The sequence below is a fragment of the Actinomadura sp. NPDC048955 genome, assembly GCF_040649435.1.
GTDB lineage: Bacteria > Actinomycetota > Actinomycetes > Streptosporangiales > Streptosporangiaceae > Spirillospora > Spirillospora luteofluorescens.
This window is the reverse complement of record NZ_JBEZJI010000012.1, coordinates 160,846-182,855: the sequence shown is the minus strand read 5'-3', so window position 1 is coordinate 182,855 and position 22,010 is coordinate 160,846. Positions and strand designations below refer to the sequence as shown.

Genomic DNA, 22,010 nt, shown 5'->3' with positions numbered 1-22,010 from the left:
GGGACTCCCGGCGCGGCCGGTACCGTTGTGAACAGCTATGGACGGGTCAGCAGAGCGCACGCTGCTCATCACACTCACCGGCCGCGACCGCCCCGGCGTCACGTCGCGCCTCTTCCGCACACTCTCCCAGTTCCCACTGACGGTGGCGGACGTGGAGCAGGTCGTGATCCGAGGACGTCTCGTCCTCGGAGTCCTGCTCGCCTACACCGAGGGCGCCGACATCGGACGGGTGTGGAACGCCGCCGAACGCGTCGCGAACGACCTCGACATGGAGATCGAGCTGTCGACCGGGCGCAACAAGCGCATGCCGAAGCGCAGCGGGCGCCTGCACGTCACCGTCCTCGGCAACCCCCTCAAGCCCGCCGCCATGGCGGGCATCGCCGGACGGATCTCCGCGCACGGCGCCAACATCGACCGCATCGAGCGCCTCGCCCAGAACCCCGTCACCTGCATCGAGCTGGACGTCTCCGGCGCCGACCCCGACGGGCTGCGCGCCGCGCTCACCGCCGAGGCCGTCGAGCAGCGGGTCGACGTCGCCGTCCAGCACAGCGGCCTGCACCGGCGTGCCAAGCGGCTCATCGTCATGGACGTCGACTCCACCCTCATCCAGGGCGAGGTCATCGAGCTGCTCGCCGAGCACGCCGGCTGCCTCGACGAGGTCGCCAAGGTCACCGAGGCCGCCATGCGCGGCGAGCTCGACTTCGAGGGCTCCCTGCGCGAGCGGGTCGCCCTCCTCGCCGGGCTGGACGCCGCCGCCATCGACGCCGTCCGCGACCGGCTCCGCCTCGCCGCCGGCGCCCGCACCATGGTCCGCACCCTCAAGCGCCTCGACTACAAGTTCGCGATCGTCAGCGGCGGCTTCACCCAGGTCACCGACGCCCTCGTCGAGGACCTCGGCATCGACTACTCCGCCGCCAACACCCTGGAGATCCAGAACGGCAAGCTCACCGGGCGCGTCACCGGCCGGGTCATCGACCGCGCCGGCAAGGCCGCCGCCCTGGAGCGCTTCGCCCGCGAGGCCGGCATCCCGATCAGCCAGACCGTCGCGATCGGCGACGGCGCCAACGACCTCGACATGCTCCAGGCCGCCGGCCTCGGCATCGCCTACAACGCCAAACCCGTCGTCCGCCAGGCCGCCGACACCGCCGTCAACGTCCCCTACCTCGACACCATCGTCTTCCTCCTGGGCATCTCCCGCGAAGAGGTGGAAGCCGCCGACGCTCAAGACTCCCAGGGGGGCGACCCCCTGGAACCCCCGTCACGAGCCGGGCGATCCTCACGCCACGGCTGAGGCTTCTTGTGCCCGTGCGGGTGTGCGTCGTGTCGCTGCGGTCGCCCGGCTCGCGGCTTCGGCTCAGGTCGGTTCCACAAACGTCATGGCGTGGCTCGTCCAAGGATCGCCCGCGTAGCCAGGGGCCCAAGTGAGCGACCCGCTGGGAGAACAGGGAAGATATCGCTCATGCTGCGGCGGGCGCGGGGGGCTTATGCCCAGGTGCATGGGCAGGCCGCGCCCTTCTACGGGCTGGCGGCCGCGCTCGCGGTGACCGTGCCGCTCCTCGTCGGGGCGCTGACGGGGCGCGCCGCCCAGGGATCGATGATCGCGCTCGGGGCCTATCTCGTCGCGCTGCGGGCTCCCGAGGGCCCGTACGGGGCGCGGGCGCGCAACCTCACCGTCGGCGTGCTGATCGTCGCGGTCGGGTCCGGGGTCGGCGGGCTGCTCAGCGGGCATCTGTGGCCGGCGGTGATCGTGGTGCCGCCGCTGGTCGCGCTCGGCGTGGCGGTACCGCGGATCGGGTCGACGGCGGGGCTCGCGGTGCTGCTGAGCGCCGTCCGGCCGCCGTCCGCGGACGTGGTGAACGTCGGCCTGCTGGAGCTGATCGGCGGGCTGCTCACCGCCGCACTGCTGCTGGCGCCGTGGCCCGCGCGGCGGCTGCGGCCGCTGCGGGAGGCGCTGAGCGAGTCCGCGGACGCGGTCGCCGAGGCCCTGGACGCCGTCGCGCAGGACGTGGGCGCCCACGACGCGGGGCCCCTCGACGCCGTCGAACTGACGAACCCCGACCTGCTGGCGGTCACCCGCATCCCCGACTGGGAGGCCAAGCGGCGGGCGGCGTCGGAGTCGCTGACGGCGGCGCGCGCCACCTACGGGCTGTACCGGTCGGGGCGGGCGGGGAACGAGCCCACGAGGCCGGAGCGGGTCATCGACGCGCTGGGACGCGTCCTGCACGAGACGGTGACGCTCCAGGCCGTCCTGGAGGCGGCGAAGAACTACCCGCCGGACCGCGAGTGGCGGATGGAGACGCAGACGGCGATCTCGGCGCTCGCGGCGCGGCTGCGGCTGCTGTCCGGGGCGATCGCGACGGCGGGAGAGGCGCCTCTCGGCCGGGAGGAGTCCGCCGCCGTCCGGCGGATGGTCCGCGCCGCCGAGCAGATCAGGCGCGCCGGGCTCGCCGGCGACGAGGACCTGGTCGCGGTCGCGCTGATCGGTCAGGTGCGCCGGTCCGTCGACCGCATCGCGGGCGAGGTCGCCTCCACGCGCCGCCTCGTCGCGAGCGGGCTGCGCATCGGGTTCACGGTGCCGCGGATGCCGGGCACGCTCGACCCGATGCCGGTCTGGGACCGGGTGCGCCGCGCCGTTCACACTCGTTCCCCGACGTTCCGGCAGGTGTCGCGGGTGTACGTGACGGCGGTGGTGTCGATGGCGCTCGCCGCCGCGCTGGCGATCCCGCACGGCCACTGGTTGACGATCACCGCGATGCTGAGCCTGCGTGCCACCTACGGCGAGACCGTGGACCGGCTCGTCCAGCGCGTCGGCGGCACCGCGGCCGGCGCCGCCGTCGCCGCGGTCATCCTGACGCTCGCGCCCGGTCAGCCCACCGTCGCGGTGATCGCGTTCTGCTTCGCGGGGGCCGGTTTCGCGATGCGGTCGGTGAACTTCTCCTACTGGGCCCTGTTCGGGACGCCGCTGGCGATGATGCTGCTGGACTTCTCCGCGCCCGCCGACTGGCGCACCGCGGGCGAGCGGATCGGGCTCACGCTCGCCGGGTCGCTGATGGCCTACCTCGCCGTCCTGCTGCTGTGGCCGGCCGGGCACCTCGAACGGCTCCCGGGCCAGCTCGAACGGCTCATGCGCACGCACGCCGGGCTCGTCCGGACGACGGCGGACGTCCTCGCCGGGGAGCGGACCCGGCTGCCGCACGACACGATCGTGACGGCGGAGCGGGCGGCGGAGGCGGTCGCCGAGACCCGGACCCGGCTCGGCCACGAGCGCGTGCCCGACCTCGACCTGATCGACCGGCTGCGCAGGGCCGTGGCCGCCGCGCACCGCGCCCGCGACCACCTCATCGCGGTCGCGAAGATGTCCCGGGAGCGGGCCGTGGACACCGGGCCGATCCCCGAGATCCTCGACCGCCTCGCCGACCAGCTGGAGGAGGCGGGCGACCTGCTGGAGGAGCCGGGGGAGCGCGACCCGGAGGCCGGCACGCCCGTGGAGGAGCTCGCCGAGGAGCTCGCCGAACTCGACTCCTACCTGTCCACGCTGACCCGGCGGCGCCGCGCCGAGATCAAGGAGGGAATCGGCCCCGACGAGCTCACCCCGCTCCGGCACGCCCTGCTGCAGGTCTCCGGGACCCGCTACACGATCGGGGAGCTGCGCCGGGACGTGAACCAGGTCATCGCGTCGTCCCTGGAGGCCGCCGAGCCGCGCCCGTGAGCCGTCAGTCCTTGGGCGTGTGGACGGTGCGCAGCGTCCCGAGGCCGGTCCGGACGTCCGCCCAGTCGCCCGGCGGGAAGTCGATCACGGCGAGGGCGCAGGTCGGGAAGGAGTCGGGGGCCTGGCCCGTCAGGTCGTGCACGAGGTGGTGCACGGACGGGTTGTGCCCGACCAGCAGAAGGGTGCCGGCGCCCGGCGTCTCGGAGACGAGGGTGCGGAGCCCGTCGGGGTCGTTGTCGTAGATGCCGGGCTCGAAGGCGGTCTCCGCGTCCAGCGCCAGGCGGGCGAGGGTCTCCCGGGTCCGCGCGGCGGGCGAGCACAGGACCCGCTCGGGGGCGAGACCGTTCGCGCGCAGCCAGTCACCGGCCGCGGTCGCGTCGCGGCGCCCGCGATCGGTGAGCTTGCGATCGATGTCGGGTATGCCGAGGCCGGCTTCGGCCTTGGCGTGGCGGAGCACGATGAGCGTGGGCATGGCCGTCACATTAGGGGGCCGCGAGGGCCGCCAGGGTCCACAGCACGGCCATGATGCCGAACATTCCGCCGATCACGATCGCGAAGCCCTTGGGCCCCGACATCGTCCGCTTGCCGCCGCCGCTCGCCACGGCCGCCTCCCGAGATCGATCCGCTGGGTCGAGGGCGGGACGTCCCGGCCCTCCCGTACAGCGTACGACCGGGCCCGGGATGGTCGGACGGGCCCCCCGGGGACGCGGAAGGGGCCGGTGGCGCGTCGCCACCGGCCCCTCCCGTTCAGCCGGTCAGGACTTGCCCGCGGACGACTCCTCGGCGTCCGGCTCGGCCTCGGCCTCCACGGCGCTGCTGGAGGAGGGACGACCCCCCGCGCCTTCGGCGCCCACCGCGGCCTCCTTCGGAGCACCTCCGTCGAGCGCGCCAGCGGCCTCGCCGCTCTTGGCGGCGTCCGGCCCCGGCCTGCCGCCCTCGACGGCGGGGTCGGCGGACGAGTCCCCGATCGGGTCGGCGCGCCGCTTGGAGATCACGATCGCCGCGACGACGACCCCGACCGACAGCACCGTGACGCCGACGCGCAGCGGGGTGTTGCCCGCGTAGGTCACCACCGCGTCCGCGATCAGCAGCGCGACCAGGTTCATCACCTTGATCAGCGGGTTGATCGCGGGGCCGGCGGTGTCCTTGAAGGGGTCGCCGACCGTGTCGCCGATGATCGTGGCCTCGTGCGCCTCGCTGCCCTTGCCGCCGAGGTAGCCCTCCTCGACGACCTTCTTGGCGTTGTCCCAGGCGCCGCCGGCGTTCGCGAGGAACACCGCCATCAGCACGCCCGCCGCGATGGCGCCGCCGAGGAAGGCCCCGAGGGGCGCGTACCCGAGCGCGAAGCCGACCGCGATCGGCGTCATGATGGCCAGCAGGCCCGGGGTGGCGAGCTCGCGCTGCGCGTCCCGGGTGCAGATGTCCACGACCCGGTCGTAGTCGGGCTTCTCGGTGTAGTCCATGATCCCGGGCTTGGTGCGGAACTGCTCGCGCACCTCGACCACGACCCGGCCGGCCGCGCGGCCCACCGCCATGATCGCCAGACCGGAGAACATGAACACCACGGCCGCGCCGACGATGAGCCCGATCAGCACGTTCGGGCTCGCGATCGACAGGTTGAAGTTCAGGAAGTCGGCGCCGATCGCGTCCTTGGCGCCCTTCGAGGCGCCGGCGAGCGCCTCGATCACCGTCGTGCGGAACGAGCCGAACAGCGCCGTCGCCGCGAGCACCGCCGTCGCGATCGCGATGCCCTTGGTGATGGCCTTGGTGGTGTTGCCGACCGCGTCCAGCCGCTCCAGCACCGAGGCGGCCTCGCCCTGGACGTCCCCGGACATCTCGGCGATGCCCTGGGCGTTGTCGGAGACGGGCCCGAAGGTGTCCATCGAGACGATCACGCCGACGGTGGTGAGCAGCCCGGTGCCGGCCATCGCCACCGCGAACAGCGCGACGGTGGTGTTGCCGAAGCCGAGCAGGAACGCCCCGTACACGGCGGCGCCGATCACCAGCGCGGTGTAGACGGCGGACTCCAGGCCGAGCGAGATGCCCGACAGGATGACGGTGGCGGGCCCCGTCCGGGCGCTGTCGGTGACCTCCTTGACCGGCTTGCGGTTGGTCTCGGTGAAGTAGCCGGTGAGCAGCTGGATCGCGCTGGCGAGCACGATGCCGATCAGGACGGAGCCGAGCGCCACCCAGCGCGGGTCGGCGTCCAGGCCGGCGATGGCCTTGTCGCGGACGCCGTCCAGCTCCGCGAAGGACGAGGGCAGGTACACGAACGCGGCGACCGCCACGAGGACGGCCGAGATCCCCGCGGAGATGAAGAAGCCCCGGTTGATCGCGGTCATCCCGGAGCGGTCCCCGGCCCGGGGCGCCACCGCGAAGATGCCGATCACCGCGGTGATCACGCCGATCATCGGCACGATCAGCGGGAACACCAGGCCCTGGTTGCCGAACGCCGCGGTGCCGAGGATCAGCGCCGCGACGAGCATGACCGCGTACGACTCGAACAGGTCGGCGGCCATGCCGGCGCAGTCGCCGACGTTGTCGCCCACGTTGTCGGCGATCGTCGCCGCGTTGCGCGGGTCGTCCTCGGGGATGCCCTGCTCGACCTTGCCGACCAGGTCGGCGCCGACGTCGGCGGCCTTGGTGAAGATGCCGCCGCCGACCCGCATGAACATGGCGAGCAGCGCGGCGCCGAAGCCGAAGCCCTCCAGCACCTTCGGCGCGTCGCCCTGGTAGGCCAGGACCACGACGGCGGCGCCGAACAGGCCGAGGCCCACGGTGAACATGCCGGCGACGCCGCCGGTGCGGAAGGCGATCCGCATCGCGGTCTTCTCGCCGCCCTCCTCGCGGGCGGCCGCGGCGACCCGGACGTTGCCCCGGACGGCCAGCCACATGCCGGTGAACCCGGTGACGGCGGAGAAGATCGCGCCGATGACGAAGAAGACGGACCGGCCGATCCGCTCGCCGGTGGAGTCGGCGGGCAGGAGCAGCAGGAGGAGCGGGATCAGGACCACGAAGATCGCGACCGTGCGGAACTGGCGTTTCAGGTAGGCGCCCGCGCCCACCTGAACGGCGCGCGCGATCTCTTGCATCTTGGCGGTGCCCTGGCCGGCGGCCAGGACGTCGCGTACGAGACCCGCGGCGACGGCCAGTGCGAGCAGTGCGACCACGGCGACGACGACGACCAGGGAAAGGTCGCCGCCGCCGAGATCCACTTCAGCGCTGGCCGGGTCTGACAGGGAAAACCCGGGCATCCGTCCTCCTCGACAGGGGCGTTGCGATCGCGACCGACATAAAAGCGATCTTTACCGCGTACCCCACGAGTCACGATTTCGAACGCCTCGCACGGCAACGCGGGTGCCGGGAGTCTACGCACGCGTAAGTCGAATGTTAAGGCCGCGACGCCCTTCATGAAGATGTCGCCGAAATGAAACACGCGATACGCCAGAAATTGACCCATTGGCCTGATCAGACGGCATCGTCCCAGGTCAGACCGGGCCAGGCTTTCATGACCCCGCCGATACCTTGACGAGCACAGGCCATGACCGGCACATCGGCACGACCACCGGCGTCCGCATTCAAGCTAGGCATTAACACGGAATATGTCTAGACCCAAATCGGGTCGAATCCCCGGTGATCACAAGAGAATCTCACACCACCGGCCCCACGAGCCCCACGGCGCCCCCAACCGTCCTCACACACGGTCACCACGCCCCCAGCCCGACCGTCAGCCCAACGAAGCCGCAGCAGAGGCACCAAGGGGCAACCACGCCCGACAGGCCACCAGCGCGCTCAGCAGGCCCAGACCAAGCCACCAGCACCCCAGGAGGCGTGCTCCGCCGCGGACCTACCGGACGGGCACACGAGCGCGCCCGATGAGGCCGCACAAGGGGGCAGCCGTGCTCCCGCAACAAGCCCAGGCCCGCGACCAACCAGAACGGCGTCCTGCCCCACACGGCTCGCGCACCGCGCCCAGAAACCGGTCGCCACGGCCGACCGGACACACCCGGCGCGTTCCCCCCGAACAACCACGCGGCGCACGATGCGGCGCCCGGACCTGTCGAGCTGACCCACCGCCCGACCCCACCGGACGGCAGGGTGCCGATCGACAGTCCCGGCGGACCAGCCACCGGGCCACACCCCTCTAGAGGGACACGCTATGAGCCTGCCATCCAGTCGGAAGGACGGTCGGAGGCAGATCCAAGTGAAAGAGCAACGTGCGCATGCGACAAACCGTCACCTGAGCCGGATCGATGCCAGCACTCGCCCACCACCGAACCGATAAGCAACCGGACCAACAACCCCACCGTCCTCACGGACGCACCGAACCGATGAGCACCCCGGACCAATGGCCGCACTGACCCCACGGGTGCACTGAAACGATGGCCGCACCAAACCGATGGGGAGGGCGCGCAGCGCCCGGAGAAGGAAGTACTGGACACAACGACGGAAACCGTCTAATGCGCCGACCTCAACCGACGCAGCAACCACGCAACAACCTCAATGGGTTGCGATCGCGTCCGAAGGCAGGTTCGAGCCTGCGAGAACCTGATCGCGCAGCGAGCCGCCAAGGCGAGACGGAGCGATGCCAGCGATCGCCCGCAGTCCTCGACGATGGAGGGCCCCCGGGCCCGAAGGAGGAGAGCACTGCCGTAAACACGTTGCGATCGCGTCCGAAGGCAGGTTCAAGCGAAGCGAGAACCTGATCGCGCAGTGAGCCGCAAGGCGAGTCGAAGCGATGCCAGCGATCGCCCGCAGTGTCTTGCTCTTTTGGGCCGCCTAGGCCCGAAAGAGCAAGACACTGCCATCAAATACTCGCTTCGGCTTCTGCCGGCCAGCTCATCCGTATCTGGACCCCCTTGGGCGTGTTGGCGATCTCCACGTCGTCGGCGAGCCCGGCGATGACGGCCAGGCCGAGTTCGGCGGTGCCCTCGCCGAGGCCGTACTCGTCCTCTTCCTCGTCCGCGGCGGTTGCCGGGAGCCCCTCCGGGGAGAGGTCGCCGGGGACGGTGTCGCTGACGATCACCTCGAAGCGGCCTTTCTCGCCGCGTAGTTCGAGGCGGACGGGTTCGTCCGGGCAGTGCCGGCGGTGCGCCTCCACGGCCCGGGAGCATGCCTCGGCGACCGCGAGCCGGACCTCGTCCAGCAGGGGTTCGGCGACGCCGCTGCGGCGGGCGACGGCGGTCACGATCAGCCGGGCGGTCCGGACGTGGACGGGCAGCGCGCTGAAGGACAGTTCAACGGTCGACATTTCAGCCGCGGGCCGCCTACTTGGCGCCCTTGCGCTTCTCCTCGGCCTCGGCGATCGAGTCGTGGATGCCGAAGACCTTGGTCAACCCCGTGATCCGGAAGATCTTGAGGATGCGCTCCTGGGTGCACACGAGTTCCAGCGAGCCGTCGTGGGCGCGCACCCGCTTCAGTCCGCCGACGAGGACGCCGAGGCCGGTCGAGTCGAGGAACTCCACCTTCTCCATGTCCACGAGCAGGTGGAACTTGCCCTTGTTGACCAGGTCGATGAGCTTCTCGCGAAGCTTCGGCGCCGTGTAGACGTCGATCTCGCCCTCCACGTTGATGACGGTGAGGCCATCGTCGGTGGTGTAGTCGTTAACCTTCAGATCCACAGATCCTCCACGCGCCGTGCAGCACTATCCGATGCCGGCGTCCGAGCCCCTTGGGCAGGGCGCCGACCGCCGGGACTTCGCCGTGATTCAACCACGCTCCGGCGCCGTGTACGCACGTAATCGCCCACACGGGCGAAAGTTCGCGCCATCCCGTCTGACCTGCTGATCTCAGGGTCAGAGCAGGGGGAACAGGCCCTTCGGCGCCGGGGCGTTCCCGTAGTTTTGCCCCGGCTGGCACACTGAAAACCTGATGGGCGCCCAAAGATCCTCAACTCCCCTGGACCGGCTGCTCGCCGACCCGGCACGGCGCGAGCGCATCACCCATGTGGAAAGCGTTCCGGCACGTGAAGGACGCCGGGCGGCGTGGCCTTCCTGGTCGACTCCGCTGCTGGTGGAGCGGCTGGCCGCCGTCGGCATCCCCTCACCGTGGGAGCACCAGTCCGCGGCGGCGGAGCATGCCCGCGCCGGACGCTCTGTGATCATCGCCACAGGGACGGCGTCCGGCAAGTCGCTGGCCTACCTGCTGCCCTGCGTGGAGGCGATCTACGCGGGTGAGGAGAACCCTCGCCAGGAGGGGACGGTCCTCTATCTCTCCCCGACCAAGGCTCTGGCCGCCGACCAGCTCCGCGCTCTGCGCTCTCTGCGCCTCACGCGGGTGCGCGCAGCGACCTATGACGGGGACACGCCGCAGGACGAGCGGACGTGGGTCCGGCAGCACGCCAACTACGTGCTGACCAACCCGGACATGCTGCACAGGTCGCTCCTTCCCGGGCATGCCCGGTGGTCGTCCTTTCTGCGTCGCCTCCGCTATGTCGTCATCGACGAGGCCCACGGTTATCGCGGCGTATTCGGGTCGCATGTCGCGCAGGTTCTGCGGCGCCTGCGCCGGGTGTGCGAGCGGTACCACGCGTCCCCCACGTTCATCCTCGCTTCGGCCACCGCGTCGGAGCCCGCCGCGGCGGCGTCCCGTCTTACCGGCCTTGATGTGGTGGCCGTGGACGACGATGCCTCTCCGCGCGGGCCCGCCACGTTCGCCCTCTGGGAGCCGCCACTGACGGACCTGCGCGGCGAGCAGGGCGCACCCGTTCGACGTACGGCGACCGCCGAAGCCGGCGACCTCTTGGCAGACCTTGTCGTCGAGGGCGTCCAGACGCTTGCCTTCGTCCGGTCCAGGCGCGGCGCGGAGTCGGTGGCACTCAGCGCCAAACGCGCTCTGCACGATGTAGCCCCCGGCTTGGCCGAGCAGGTCGCCGCCTACCGTGCGGGTTATCTGCCCGAGGAACGGCGCGCTCTGGAGGCCGCCCTGCGCTCGCGCTCGATAGTCGGCTTGGCGAGCACGAACGCTCTGGAGCTCGGTGTGGACGTCTCCGGGCTCGACGCCGTCCTGGTCTGCGGATGGCCGGGCACCCGCGCGTCTCTCTGGCAGCAGGCCGGACGTGCCGGACGTTCCGGGCAGGCGGCGCTGTCGGTCCTGGTGGCCCGCGACGACCCGCTCGACACGTTCCTCGTCCACCACCCCGAGGCGATCTTCGGGACGCCGGTCGAGGCCACCGTGCTCGACCCCGACAACCCCTACGTCCTCGAACCGCACCTGTGCGCGGCGGCGTCCGAGATGCCGCTCACCGAGGACGACCTGCCGCTCTTCGGGCCCGCGACCGCCGACCTGCTGCCGGACCTGGTGCGGCGCGGTTTCCTGCGCCGCCGCCCCGCCGGCTGGTACTGGACGCGCCGCGACAGGGCCTGCGACCTGGCCGACATCCGGGGCGCGGGCGGCGCCCCCGTCCAGGTCGTCGAGGCGTCCACCGGACGGCTCCTCGGCACCGTGGACGAGCCGTCCGCGCATACCACCGTCCACGAGGGGGCCGTCTACATCCACCAGGGCGAGTCGTTCATCGTCCAGACCCTCGACCTGGACGATTCCGTCGCGCTCGTCGAGGCGGCGGACCCCGACTACTCGACCACCGCCCGCGACGTCACCGACATCAGCATCGTGGAGCGGCTCCGCTCGGTCTCCTGGGGCGAGGCCACGCTCAGCTTCGGAACCGTCGAAGTCACCCGACAAGTCGTCGCGTACCAGATGCGCCGCTTGCAGACGGGGGAGATGCTCGGCGAGAAGCCTCTGGACCTGCCGCCACGGACCCTCCGTACGCGCGCCGTGTATTGGACGCTCTCCGAAGCCCAAATCTCGCGTTTGGACGACCTCGACCTGGCGGGCGCCGCCCACGCCGCCGAACATGCCTCGATCGGCCTGCTCCCCTTGTTCGCCACGTGCGACCGCTGGGACATCGGCGGCGTCTCTACGGCCGTCCACCCCGATACCGGGCTGCTCACGGTCTTCGTCTACGACGGCCATGAAGGCGGCGCGGGATTCGCCGAACGTGGCTACGGCGACGCCGCGTCCTGGCTACGCGCTACCCGCGACGCCATCGCGTCCTGCGAGTGCGATTCGGGCTGCCCGTCCTGCATCCAGTCACCCAAGTGCGGTAACGGCAACGACCCCTTGGACAAGCGCGGCGCACTCGACCTTCTGGCCGTTCTCCTGCACGAGGTTCCGGAGTAGCACGGTCAGTTGGGCGCGACGCGCTGGGCGGGGACGGAGGCCGGGTCGTCCATCCCGCGCCGGGCCTGGGCCAGCGCCTGCTGCAGCTTGCGCCGTTCCATCTCCAGCGTCTGCAGGGACTCCTCGTGCTCGTCTCGCAGGTCCCGCAGCTCGCGCCGCATGTTCATCGCGCGCCGGAACCCCAGGGACGCGACCATCATCCCGGCCATGAACAGGATGGCGACCACGGCGCCGGCCATGAAGACCTGCCACTGCGAGGTGACCCCGGGGACCTCGTCGCCGAACAGGGTCAACCGTGCCGCGCCCGGGTTGTCCAGCACGACGGCGACGCCGACCGCGCCGGCGGCGAGCGCGACCAGCAGTCCCAGGAAGATCATGCGGAGGGTCTCCTCTCCATCGGGCCCCCTGTGCGGCGGGGCCGAGGTCTCGGACGACGGACCGCATTGCCGGACAAGCCGGACGATCCGACTGGCAAGGCAGCCTAGACCGTGCCCAGAGCGCTCGCCAGCCCCTCCGACCTCACCCGTCCCTCAGGAGGCCCGGTGAACGGGGCGGCCCGCGTCACGCGAGCGCGGGTTCCGCCGGGTGCGTCGGACGGATGTTCTGGTTGAGGCGGAACAGGTTGGTCGGGTCGTAGGAGTCCTTGAGCGCGACCAGCCGCGCGTACTTCTCCTCTCCGTAGGCGTCCCTGACGCGGTTCCCCTCCGCCGTGAAGTTGAGGTAGGACGCTCCCGTGCCGAACGGCCGCATGGCCGACGCGAACGCGCGGGTCTCGGCGATCCTCGTTTCGTCGTCGGACGGGTCCGACCACACCGAGATCGGGTGGAACAGGTAGCGGGCGTCGCGGTGGGAGAACGCCGTCGCCTCGTCCGGCACCCTCGCGACGCCCTGGCCGATGCGGAAGACGACCATCTGGGACATCGGGGCGCCGCGTCCGGCCATCCCGCCGGCGTGGGAGAGGAACGTGTCGACGGCGTCGTCGCCCAGTTCGCGCATGTACTCGCCGCGCCAGTAGCCCCGGAAGCCGGGCGGGGTGATCGGGTCGATGATGGCCTGGAAGTCGAGGTAGGGCATCGGCGCGAGGAGGTCGACGACCGGCCGGAGGTCGCGGAGCGGCCGCATCGCCTCCTCGCCGAGCTCAGGGGCGCCGACGTACATCGCGAGCACGCCGAACACCGGCTTGCCCTGCAGGTCCGGCGGGACGAACGGTTCCGGCGGCGCGGTCATGACGGCGCACGCGGTGGACACCTCGTCGGGCGCGGTGTCCGCCCAGTCGCGCCAACCCCGCATGGTCTCCAGGGCGCGCTCCATCGGGAAGAGGGTCAGCCCGGCGAAGACGGTCGGGCCCAGGGCGTCAAGGCGGAACTCGAACTCGGTGACGACGCCGAAGTTGCCGCCGCCGCCCCGGATCCCCCAGAACAGCTCGGGGTTCTCCCTCTCGCTGGCCCGCACGATGCTCCCGTCGGCGAGCACCACCTCGGCCGAGACGAGGCTGTCGCAGGCCAGCCCGTACTTGGACGACGTCCAGCCGTAGCCGCCGCCGGTCGTGAACCCGCCGATGCCGGTGGTGGTCACGCGCCCGCCGGGGCTGTGCATCCCGAACTCCTGGGTCGCCGCGTCGTACTCGCCCCACAGGACGCCGCCGCCCGCCGTCGCCGTCCCCGCCGCGAGGTCCACGCTGGTCGTCCTGAGCCCGCTCAGGTCGATCAGCATGCCGTCGTCGCAGGTGCCGAGCCCCGCGATGCTGTGGCCGCCGCAGCGGACCGCCACGATGAGATCGTTCTCGCGGGCGGCGCCGACGGCCGCCGCGACGTCGGCCGCGTCGGCGCACCGGGCGATCGCCGCCGGACGGCGGTCGATCATCGCGTTGAAGACGCGGCGCCCCTCCTCGTAACCGGGCTCGCCGGGCAGCAGAACCGTGCCGGAGAACGCGCCGCGCAGCGCGCCCACCGGGTCGATCGTGGCCATCACTCCTCCTCCGGACGTCAGATGGCACGATCCTGGCGAAGGCCGCGTTCCGCGAGCGTTCCGCGCACCCGCTCCTCGAACGCCCGCTGCCCCTGGCGGCGCGCCGCCGCGAGGGCCCGCCGCAGCTCCGCGTCCACCTCCCCGTCCGGTGCGCCGAGCGCGGCGAGAAACGTCGCGCGCAGCCGCCGGATCTCGGCCTCCCACAGCCGCGCGCCGCGTCCCATGCCGAGCGCCTCGTCCGCGAGGCCCAGCCCGCCCGCCGGCTCCGCCGCCAGGGAGTACCCCTCCAGCAGCAACCGCGTCGCGACGCCCGGCAGGCCCGGCGCGGGCGCCTCCCCATGAACGACCTGGTCGCGGCAGTGCCGCAGGCGCGCCAGTCCCGGCCCCGTCCGTCCGGCGAGGAGGTCGAGGTAGCCGCCGAACAGCTCCATGGGGACGCGGACCTGGCGCGGAGCGTCCTCGACCAGGTCCGCCTCCAGGCCGCTCACGTGGCGGCGGAACTGCGCGTCGTCCCCGCGGTCCACGGCGTCGACCGCCGCCCACAGCCAGGTGACCGCCCGGCTGTAGGCGTGGGTGGACCCCTGCGCGACCGCCAGCGCCGCGTCGCGCTCGCGGTCGGCCTCGGCGCCGCGGCCGAGCAGCCACAGCGCGTGCGCCAGCCGCAGCCGGACGATCAGCTCCGTGTCCTGCCCGAAGCGCAGCACGTGCGCGCCGCGCCGCGCGGACCCGAATCGCCGCACCGCCGCCGTGAAGTGGCGGCGGGCCCGCTCCAGGTCGCCCGACCAGTAGGCCGCGATCCCGTGGACGAAGTCGGCCTCGGCCCCCAGGACCTGATCACCGTCGCTCTCGGCGCGGTCCCGCAGCCGCGCGCCGAAGCCGTTCGCCGCCGCCCACTCGCCGCGCGTGAGGGCCGCCAGCGCGAGCGACCACACCAGAGGCGGCTCCGGCTCGGCGCCGAGCCGGTCGGCGAGCCGGAGCGCCCGCGCGTGCACCCGCGCCATCCGCGCCGACCCGTACCCCTCGCACGCCACGAGCGGCGCAGGCAACGCCGTCAGCAACCGCAACTGCGTCCTGGCAGTGCCGGGCCCCGACGGCAGGCCCTCCGACAGGGCCAGCGCCCGCTCCAACTCCCTGGCCGCGTCGGCGTGCGCGTGCAGCCACTGCGCTTCCCCGGCCGCCCGCTCGTGCCATCGGACGGCGTCGGCGACCGCGCCGGCCCTCTCGTAGTGCGAGGCGAGCGCCGCCGCCTCACCGCCGCACTCCTCCAGCACGCGCGCGACCGCGAGGTGGACCCGGCGCTGGCGGGGCGGGCCCAGCGCGGCGTAGGCGGCGTCCCGGATCCGGCCGTGGCTGAAGTCGTAGGCGCCGGGGCCGTGCGCGCGGACGATCCCGCGGCGCCACAACTCGTCCAGCGCGGCGACGAACGTCCGCTCGTCGAAGCCGCTCACCCGGGCCGGGACGTCCGCGGGAAAGGCGCGGCCCACCGCCGCGGCGACGCCCGCCAGCTCCGCGGCCGGCGGCGACAACCGCTCCAGCCGTCCAGCGATCACCGCCTGCACCTTCGCGGTGTCCGCCGGCGCGTCCGCCCGCATCGCCTCCACCACGAACAGCGGGTTGCCCTCGCTGTAGCCGTAGAGGCGGTCGAGGTCCGCGGCGTCCAGCGGGCCTCCCGCGGCGCGCTCGGCCAGCCGCGCCGTCTCCGCCGGGCCGAGCCGGCCGAGCCCGATCTCGGTGAAGCGGCCGAGCTCCTGGAGCGACCCGATCAGCGCGCCGAGGGGATGACCGGCGTCGAGGTCCTCGCGGCGGGCGGTTGCGGCGACGAGCAGCCGCGCGGACGGCGCCGCCCGGACCAGGTAGTGGATCAGTCGCAGGGACTGCGCGTCCGCCCACTGCGCGTCGTCCACGACCAGCAGCAGGGGCGCGCCCGCGTTGAGCAGCGCACGGCCGATGGCGCGCGGCAGCCGCCGCCCCAGCTCCGCCTCGGAGACCGGCTCGGGCGGCGCCGCGTCGCCTCCCAGCTCGGGCAGCAGCCTGGAGAGCTCGGTCAACTCCGCGCGGTCCAGCCTCGGCAACCGCGCGGACACCGGACGCGAACGCAGCCACGCCGCCACCACCCCGTAGGCGATCGTCCCCTCCGCCGGGTAGGCCCGCGCCTCGACGGCTACCGCGTTCACGCGGACGCGCAACTCGTCCACCAACCGGGTCTTGCCGGCGCCCGCCTCCCCGCTGACCAGCACGAACCGGGCGCCGCCACGTGCGGCCGCCCGCCACGCGCCCGCCAGCCGGTCGCGTTCCTCCTCGCGCCCGACGAACGGCGACGTCGCATGCCGGCCGCCCATGACAGGGGCCGTCTCCGCCAGGAGCTCCTCGTACATCGCCCGCGTCTCCGGGGACGGCTCGACACCGAGCTCCCGCTCCAGCGTCGCGGCGCACACGTGGTAGGTGCGCAGCGCCCGGACCCTGTCGCCGCCCTCACCGGAAAGCCGGATCAGCAGGCGATGGCCCTCCTCCCGCAGCGGATCGCACCCGACCAGCCGCTCGGCGCAGCGGATGGCCGCGGGCCAGTTCCGGTCCCGCTCATGCCTGCGCGCCAGCTCCCCGAGCGCCTCCATGTGCAGCTTCGCGAGACGCTCGCGCTCGTCCGCGATCCACTCGTCGTAGTCGCCCTCCAGCAGCTCACCGCCGTAGACGCGCACCGCGTCCTCAAGCCGTCCGTCGGCGAGCGCCTGCTCGAACTGCTCGACGTCCAGCCACAACGGTGCGTCCTCGCGCCACCGCAGTGTGCGAGCGCCGATATCGATGAAGCGATCGGTCTCCGGAAGGCACCGGCGCAGATTGTGCAGGACTTTGCGCAGATTGGTGCGCGCCTGGGCGTCCGTGGAGTCCGGCCACAGCAGGAACGCCAGCCGCTGCCGCAACTGCGGCGCGTCCCGGTGGAGCAGCAGATAGGCGAGCAGCGACTCCACTCTCGCGGACTCCAGCGGCGGGAGCGGCTCACCGTCGAGCCGCAACTCCACGCCCCCGAGCAACCGAGCCCGCAGACCGGCCATCGCTCAGCCCGCCCCCGGCGGCGCCCGGAGGCACCCAGATGTCACCCCCGGCAGCACCGACCGCCCTGAGATGTGGCGGCGCCCCCGCTCACGCATAAACCCCACGGTACGTCGCCCCAACACCACCCGCCACAGCCCTGACCTGGCGCAACGACATGCAACGAGCCTCCGCACGCCAGCACCCCATCACGACGCACGGACCGGAAACAGTCGCCCGGCCGTGGGTGGGGCAGGGGGTCACTTGCGGCGGCGGCCGCGCTTGGGCTTCGTCTTCGCGGCGTCGTCGGCGAGGCGGACGCTCACTCCGCCGGAGGGCTTGCCGAGGGTCGCGGGACGGCGCCCGGCCTTCGGCTTCGAGTCGAGGACGGCCGTGCCGCTCGCGCGCTTGGGCGAGCGACCCTTCGCCCTGGCGGCCGCTACGGGGGCGGTCTTGGCGAGGGCCTCGGCGCGCGCGATCTGCTGGCGCGACTTGCTCACCCGCTTGCGGCCGGTGCCGCCGCGCGCGATACGCGCCGCCATTCCGTTGCTGCTCGTGCCCGCCCCGGCGACGCGCAGGCGGCGCGTCCAGGTCCCGAGGTGCGCGGCGACGATCAGCAGGACCAGCGCGATGCCGACGCTCTTGCCCCACTGGAGCCGGTCGGTCGCCGCGACGTTCTGGGCCTTCGGCGAGTCGGTGGCGATCTGCGGCGCGGGGTAGGTGAGCCCGGGCGTCGCGCCGTCCGGCTGGACGGACGGGAGCGTGACCGGCGACTCGTTGTTGAACGGCGTCAGCGGCGTCCCGGCGCTGGGGACTCCGGAGCCGCCGGACGGCAGGGACGGCACCGAGCCGCCGGGCGTGGAACCGGTCCCGCCTCCGAGCGAGGTGGTCGCCGAAGCGACGCCCGAGTAGATCGATCCACCCGTGCCGGTGGACCGGACCGCCTTGATGCCCACGGAGGCGGCGCCGCTGGACCGTGTCAGCGACAGGGTGGTGGAGCAACTCGTCCCGGAGCAGAGGGAGTTCAGCGAGCCGGACTTGGACTTCACGCCCGAACCGGCGAGCGTGTAGCCGGTGAGGTCGTCTTCGAGGCCGCGGTTCCACTTCACGGCGAGCTTCCCGCCGGACGCGCTGGCGGACACGCCGGTGGGGGCCGCCGGCGCGATGCGCACCGTGAAGGTGTTGGAGTCGTAGACGTGGTTCGTCTGCTTGCCGAGCAGGTAGACCTTGTAGCGACCATTCCGACTGATCGAGAAGGTTCCGGACATATCGCCGGAGAGGCCCTTCTCCTGGAGGAACGTGTCGCCGATCCCGGGACCGTCCACCCGCAGCTGCATCGTGATCGCGAAGTCGAAGTGCGCCTTCGCCGTCACCTGGGACCCGCTGCTGATCACGGCGCCGTTCGCCGGGGCGATGACGCTGGTCGAGGCCGCCTGCGCGGGCAGGGCGGCGAGTACCGGGAAGCTCATCGCAAGGGGTGCCGCGAGCGCGATCGCACCGATCCTGCGAATGATGGTCACGGCCTCAATCCCTTCGACAGCTCGCGCCGGTCTTCCGCCGGACGCACCGCGCCTGGCGATAACTACGGGCTTACGGCAGCGTAACGTACCACCGGGTAGCAAAAAGTCACAGAGGGATGACAAAGAGGAACGCGTGTCATTCCCTGCACCCCTCTCCGCCTCTATTGACACTCAGTGCAACGAGACATGTGGCGCCAGGGTACGCCGTCCCGCCCCGCGGGGCCAGCCCTCGCCCGGGAAACGATCCGCCGTCCCTTCAGCCCCATCGGCATCGTGACGTCGACGGCCACCGAGACGTCGACGACCTCGCCCCGCACCCGGCATCGCACCACCCGCGCACCCGACCCGACCGCGATCTCCCTGGCCCTCGCACAGGCGACCCCACGTCCATCGGCCACCCGCGCCGCCCCCGCCAGCGCCGCCATGTCCGCCGCCGCCTCCCCCCGATGCCGCGCCCCCCGAACCCCGCCGACCAGGACCGCCGAGACCCCCACCACCCAGACAACGACCGCGAACCCCACCACAAAAACCGTCCCCGCCCCCCGATCCCCGCCCAACCCGCTCCCCCACCGCCCCAAGCCCCCACCGCACCCCGCCCAGAACCTCATCCGCTCCCCCAAACTCCGCCCCTGGGACTCCCACTCACAAACACCGCCACCTCGAAAAACCCCCACCCCAAGAAGCGCCGCAGCTCAACTCCCACCCCTGCTACGCAACGCCACCACGCCCACTGCTCCCCGCCCCCAACGCCATCCGCTCCTCCTTCGCAGCGGTGGGGACGGGTCGGGCTCGGCAGTGACGCGGCGGCACCCACGCGGCCCACACCACCTCCCGCTACGCAAAACACCGACGGATCGTCACGCTGGGCGTGCGGGCGCGCGCGCCACGGCTGGCGCGCCACCGAGGCCACCCGGGGGCCACCGGGACCGCAAGGGACCACCGGGACCGCCAGGCGGCACCACCAGGGGCCGTCCGAGGCCGCCCGGGGGGGGACGGGTTGGGGCCGTGGGGTGGCTTGCGGGGGTGGAGCTACGAGGTGGTGGGCGGTATGGGGTCACGGGGTGGTGGTGGGTGGGACGCCGGGTTCTGTCTCGGCGGCCGTGTGGGCGTGGACGGTGATGGCGGGCAAGCCGATCGCGGCGGCGGGGGCCACGGGGGCCGCGACGTCGACGCGGACAACTGCCCCGTCGCGATGAACCTGTACGGCCGCCCCCTTCGGAACACCCCGCTTCACCAGTTCGCGAACCGCGGTGAGCGACTCGCCTCTGGACGCCGCCCGGGCGCCGCTCCGGGCGGCGTCCGTACAGGCGAGCTGCACGGACGCCGCCCTCACACCCCACAGGGCGATCGCGGTGATCAGCACCAGGGAGGGGAGGGCCACGGCGATCTCCGCCGTGGCCATCCCGCGATCCCTCACCCGGCCAGGTTGAGGGCCTTCTCGATGATCCGTAAGAGCATCGTCTTCACCTGCGGGCTGGTCACGATCTTGAACAGGAGGCCGGCGAAGGCCGCCGCGGCGATGGTGCCGACCGCGTATTCGGCCGTGGACATCCCGCGGTCCTTGCACGCTCCGGACCATCGCCGCACCACCGTCTTCCATGCCCTCATCAGGGCTCCTTTCGCTCGTGGTCGTATCCAGGCTGCTGTGCTGGGAGGCCGGGTGGCGGGCGAACCGCGTTCTGTGGATAACCCGCTCACCAGGGGAGGAGGATCGTCGAGGCGATCCCGGCGATGGCCGGGACGACGCCGAGGAGGACGAAGGCGGGGAGGAAGCACAGGCCGAGCGGGGCGAGCGCCCGGATGCCCGCCGCTCGTGCCCTGGCGGCGGCGGCCGAACGGGCCCCGCGGCGCTGGTCGCGGGCGAGGCGGCTGAGGGACGGGGCAAGCGCCGCGCCTGTCGACGCCCCCCGCACAGCAGCGCGCGCCAAGGGGGCGAGCATCGGCTCCTCCGCCAAGGCCAGCCAAGCGTCCGCCGGGTCGGCTCCTAGCCGGATCTGGACGGAAACCGCCCGCAACTCCTCGCCGAGCGGGCCTCCCACCGCGCTCGCGACCGCTTCGACAGCCTCATGCCAGGGCGCGCCGCCTCGCAGGCAGGCCGCGAGTAGATCGACCGCGACGGGAAGGTCAGCAATGAGTCGCGCCTGTCTGCGCCGCCGCTCCCCGCTGCCGACGCGGCTGAACGACAGCCAGACGGCGGCGGCGACCAGAAGGCCGGTCACTCCACCGGCCAGGCCACCCAGCATCACCACGCACAACGCACCCGCCACGCCCGCGGTCACCCGCCGAAGGATGACGTCGCGACGCCCCGACGCCTCGGAAGACCCGTCCAAATCCTTCGTCCCTGAGGCCTGGACGGATCTCCCCTGTGGGCGGGCGCGACCCGCCGCCCATGCGAAACGCCGCTTGGTCGCCGCGTGCCTCGGTGGAGGCCCTCCGAACCGACCGATCAGCCTCCGCGTGGAGGTGTCGATCTCCCGTGGCAGGAGAAACCCCGATACCGCCGCGCACAGCACAGCCATGAGGGTCATCATCACTTCACCCGTTTCTCGTCGCGCCGACGACCGCGCCCACACCCCCAGCTCCGAAAGCGCGCTGCCCCTCACCGCCAACGCAAGCCCCTGCCCCTGCGCCATGGGCCAAGCCGCCCCGTCCTCACCGCCAAAGCGAAGCCCCCGCCCAGGCCCGCTCTCTGGCGGCGCCCTGCACGCCCGCCATCGCGTTCCCGACACGGACCAGGCCGACCTGCCGCTCACCGCCACAGCAGGACCCACCACCCGCGCCTGGACTCTGGCGGTGTCCTGCACGACGGGGCGGCATCGCGTTTCCTGCCTGGACTAGGTCGATCTGTCCTTCATGCCGCGGATGGCTAGTGGGGGGATTCGGCGGATTTGGCTAGGTGGCGGGTCCAGTAGAGGCCGGTGATGTTGAGGGTTGTGCCTGTGATCAGGCAAGCGAGGCCGGGGATGGTCGTGCAGAGGAACGGGATGGGGTGGGCGCCCAAGGCGGCGGCCATGGCCAGACCCAGGAGGGGGAGGGCGGCCAGGAGGCGGGCGGTGGCCCGGGGGCCCGCGAGTTGGACGGATACGTCCTGGCGTTGGGCTTCCTCGTCGCGGAGGGCGCTTGCCAGGCCGTCCAGGACGGTGGCCAGGGTGCCGCCCCGTTCGGAGCCGACGCGCCAGCAGGCTGTCAGGAGGCGGAGACCTTCGGCGCCCGGCTGCGTGGCCAGGTCGTCCAGGTGGTCGGGGGGCGGGCGGGGCAGGCTGAGCAGTTCTTCGGAGACGTGCGGGTCGAGGACGGCGGCGGCTGCTGTGAAGGCTTCGTCGGGGGTCCGGCCGGCGGACAGTTCGGCGGCCATGGCGTCGCAGAGTTCGATGATCGAGCTGCGGCGCCGCTGCGGCCGCGTCCGGCGTTCTTTGAAGGCGGCCAGTCTGGTGCGTAGCGGACGCAGCGGGTCGCCTGGTGGGGGCGCGCTCAAGCGGTCGAGGCGGTGGGCTGCCGGGGTGGGCGCCAAGTAGGTCCACACGGCGGCGGCCGCGCAGAGGACGGCTAAGAGGATCAACACCGGGCACCTCGTCGGTGGGGCGCAGGCCCGGCTGTCGGATGGG

General features: G+C 72.5%; 16 protein-coding genes. 3 read left to right on the top strand and 13 right to left on the bottom strand.

The annotated features are described in order from the left end of the window. Positions 1–37: 37 nt before the first annotated feature. Positions 38–1,291 (top strand): phosphoserine phosphatase SerB, encoded by a 1,254-nt coding sequence (gene serB / locus AB0C84_RS15245; protein ID WP_361065864.1) that lies wholly within the window; start codon positions 38–40, stop codon positions 1,289–1,291. Between the two features lie 168 nt (positions 1,292–1,459). Then, positions 1,460–3,709, top strand: a complete 2,250-nt coding sequence (locus tag AB0C84_RS15240) for an FUSC family protein (protein ID WP_361065861.1) — start codon at positions 1,460–1,462, stop codon at positions 3,707–3,709. Positions 3,710–3,713: 4 nt separating this feature from the next. On the opposite strand, the gene AB0C84_RS15235 is transcribed toward AB0C84_RS15240, so the two are convergent. The 4 genes from AB0C84_RS15235 to AB0C84_RS15220 form a co-directional block, all read right to left on the bottom strand. Next, on the bottom strand, positions 3,714–4,181 hold the full coding sequence (locus AB0C84_RS15235; RefSeq protein ID WP_361065858.1) for a histidine phosphatase family protein: 468 nt from the start codon (positions 4,179–4,181) through the stop codon (positions 3,714–3,716). A gap of 283 nt (positions 4,182–4,464) precedes the next feature. Next, on the bottom strand, positions 4,465–6,963 hold the full coding sequence (locus tag AB0C84_RS15230; protein WP_361065855.1) for a sodium-translocating pyrophosphatase: 2,499 nt from the start codon (positions 6,961–6,963) through the stop codon (positions 4,465–4,467). 1,553 nt (positions 6,964–8,516) lie between these two features. Beyond that, positions 8,517–8,960: an ATP-binding protein gene (locus tag AB0C84_RS15225; RefSeq protein WP_258941924.1), complete on the bottom strand. Its 444-nt coding sequence runs from the start codon at positions 8,958–8,960 to the stop codon at positions 8,517–8,519. 16 nt (positions 8,961–8,976) lie between these two features. Continuing rightward, positions 8,977–9,330 carry an STAS domain-containing protein gene (locus AB0C84_RS15220; RefSeq protein ID WP_021597910.1) on the bottom strand — a complete coding sequence of 118 codons (354 nt, stop codon included), beginning with the start codon at positions 9,328–9,330 and terminating at the stop codon, positions 8,977–8,979. Between the two features lie 250 nt (positions 9,331–9,580). Between AB0C84_RS15220 and AB0C84_RS15215 the strand changes: the two genes are divergently transcribed. Next, positions 9,581–11,890, top strand: coding sequence for a DEAD/DEAH box helicase (locus AB0C84_RS15215; protein WP_361065852.1), 2,310 nt, complete (start codon positions 9,581–9,583; stop codon positions 11,888–11,890). Between the two features lie 5 nt (positions 11,891–11,895). On the opposite strand, the gene AB0C84_RS15210 is transcribed toward AB0C84_RS15215, so the two are convergent. The 9 genes from AB0C84_RS15210 to AB0C84_RS15170 form a co-directional block, all read right to left on the bottom strand. Then, a complete protein-coding gene (locus AB0C84_RS15210) occupies positions 11,896–12,267 on the bottom strand; it encodes a hypothetical protein (protein ID WP_179845410.1) in 372 nt (123 codons plus the stop codon). A 184-nt stretch (positions 12,268–12,451) separates the two neighbouring features. Then, positions 12,452–13,858, bottom strand: a complete 1,407-nt coding sequence (locus AB0C84_RS15205; RefSeq protein WP_361065849.1) for an FAD-binding protein — start codon at positions 13,856–13,858, stop codon at positions 12,452–12,454. A 17-nt stretch (positions 13,859–13,875) separates the two neighbouring features. Continuing rightward, the gene (locus AB0C84_RS15200) at positions 13,876–16,875 is read right to left on the bottom strand and encodes an AAA family ATPase (RefSeq protein ID WP_361065846.1); all 3,000 of its coding nucleotides are present in this window, start codon (positions 16,873–16,875) and stop codon (positions 13,876–13,878) included. A 270-nt stretch (positions 16,876–17,145) separates the two neighbouring features. Then, positions 17,146–18,405 (bottom strand): hypothetical protein, encoded by a 1,260-nt coding sequence (locus AB0C84_RS15195; RefSeq protein WP_361065843.1) that lies wholly within the window; start codon positions 18,403–18,405, stop codon positions 17,146–17,148. A gap of 161 nt (positions 18,406–18,566) precedes the next feature. Further along, positions 18,567–19,013, bottom strand: coding sequence for an Rv3654c family TadE-like protein (locus AB0C84_RS15190; protein WP_361065840.1), 447 nt, complete (start codon positions 19,011–19,013; stop codon positions 18,567–18,569). Between the two features lie 446 nt (positions 19,014–19,459). Then, entirely contained in the window at positions 19,460–19,807 is a 348-nt protein-coding gene (locus AB0C84_RS15185) for a TadE family type IV pilus minor pilin (RefSeq protein ID WP_361065836.1), read from the bottom strand. Between the two features lie 11 nt (positions 19,808–19,818). After that, positions 19,819–20,013, bottom strand: a complete 195-nt coding sequence (locus AB0C84_RS15180) for a DUF4244 domain-containing protein (RefSeq protein ID WP_179845404.1) — start codon at positions 20,011–20,013, stop codon at positions 19,819–19,821. 86 nt (positions 20,014–20,099) lie between these two features. After that, positions 20,100–20,684: a type II secretion system F family protein gene (locus AB0C84_RS15175; RefSeq protein ID WP_361065832.1), complete on the bottom strand. Its 585-nt coding sequence runs from the start codon at positions 20,682–20,684 to the stop codon at positions 20,100–20,102. Positions 20,685–21,271: 587 nt separating this feature from the next. Continuing rightward, the gene (locus tag AB0C84_RS15170) at positions 21,272–21,967 is read right to left on the bottom strand and encodes a type II secretion system F family protein (protein ID WP_361065830.1); all 696 of its coding nucleotides are present in this window, start codon (positions 21,965–21,967) and stop codon (positions 21,272–21,274) included. Between the last annotated feature and the right edge of the window lie 43 nt (positions 21,968–22,010).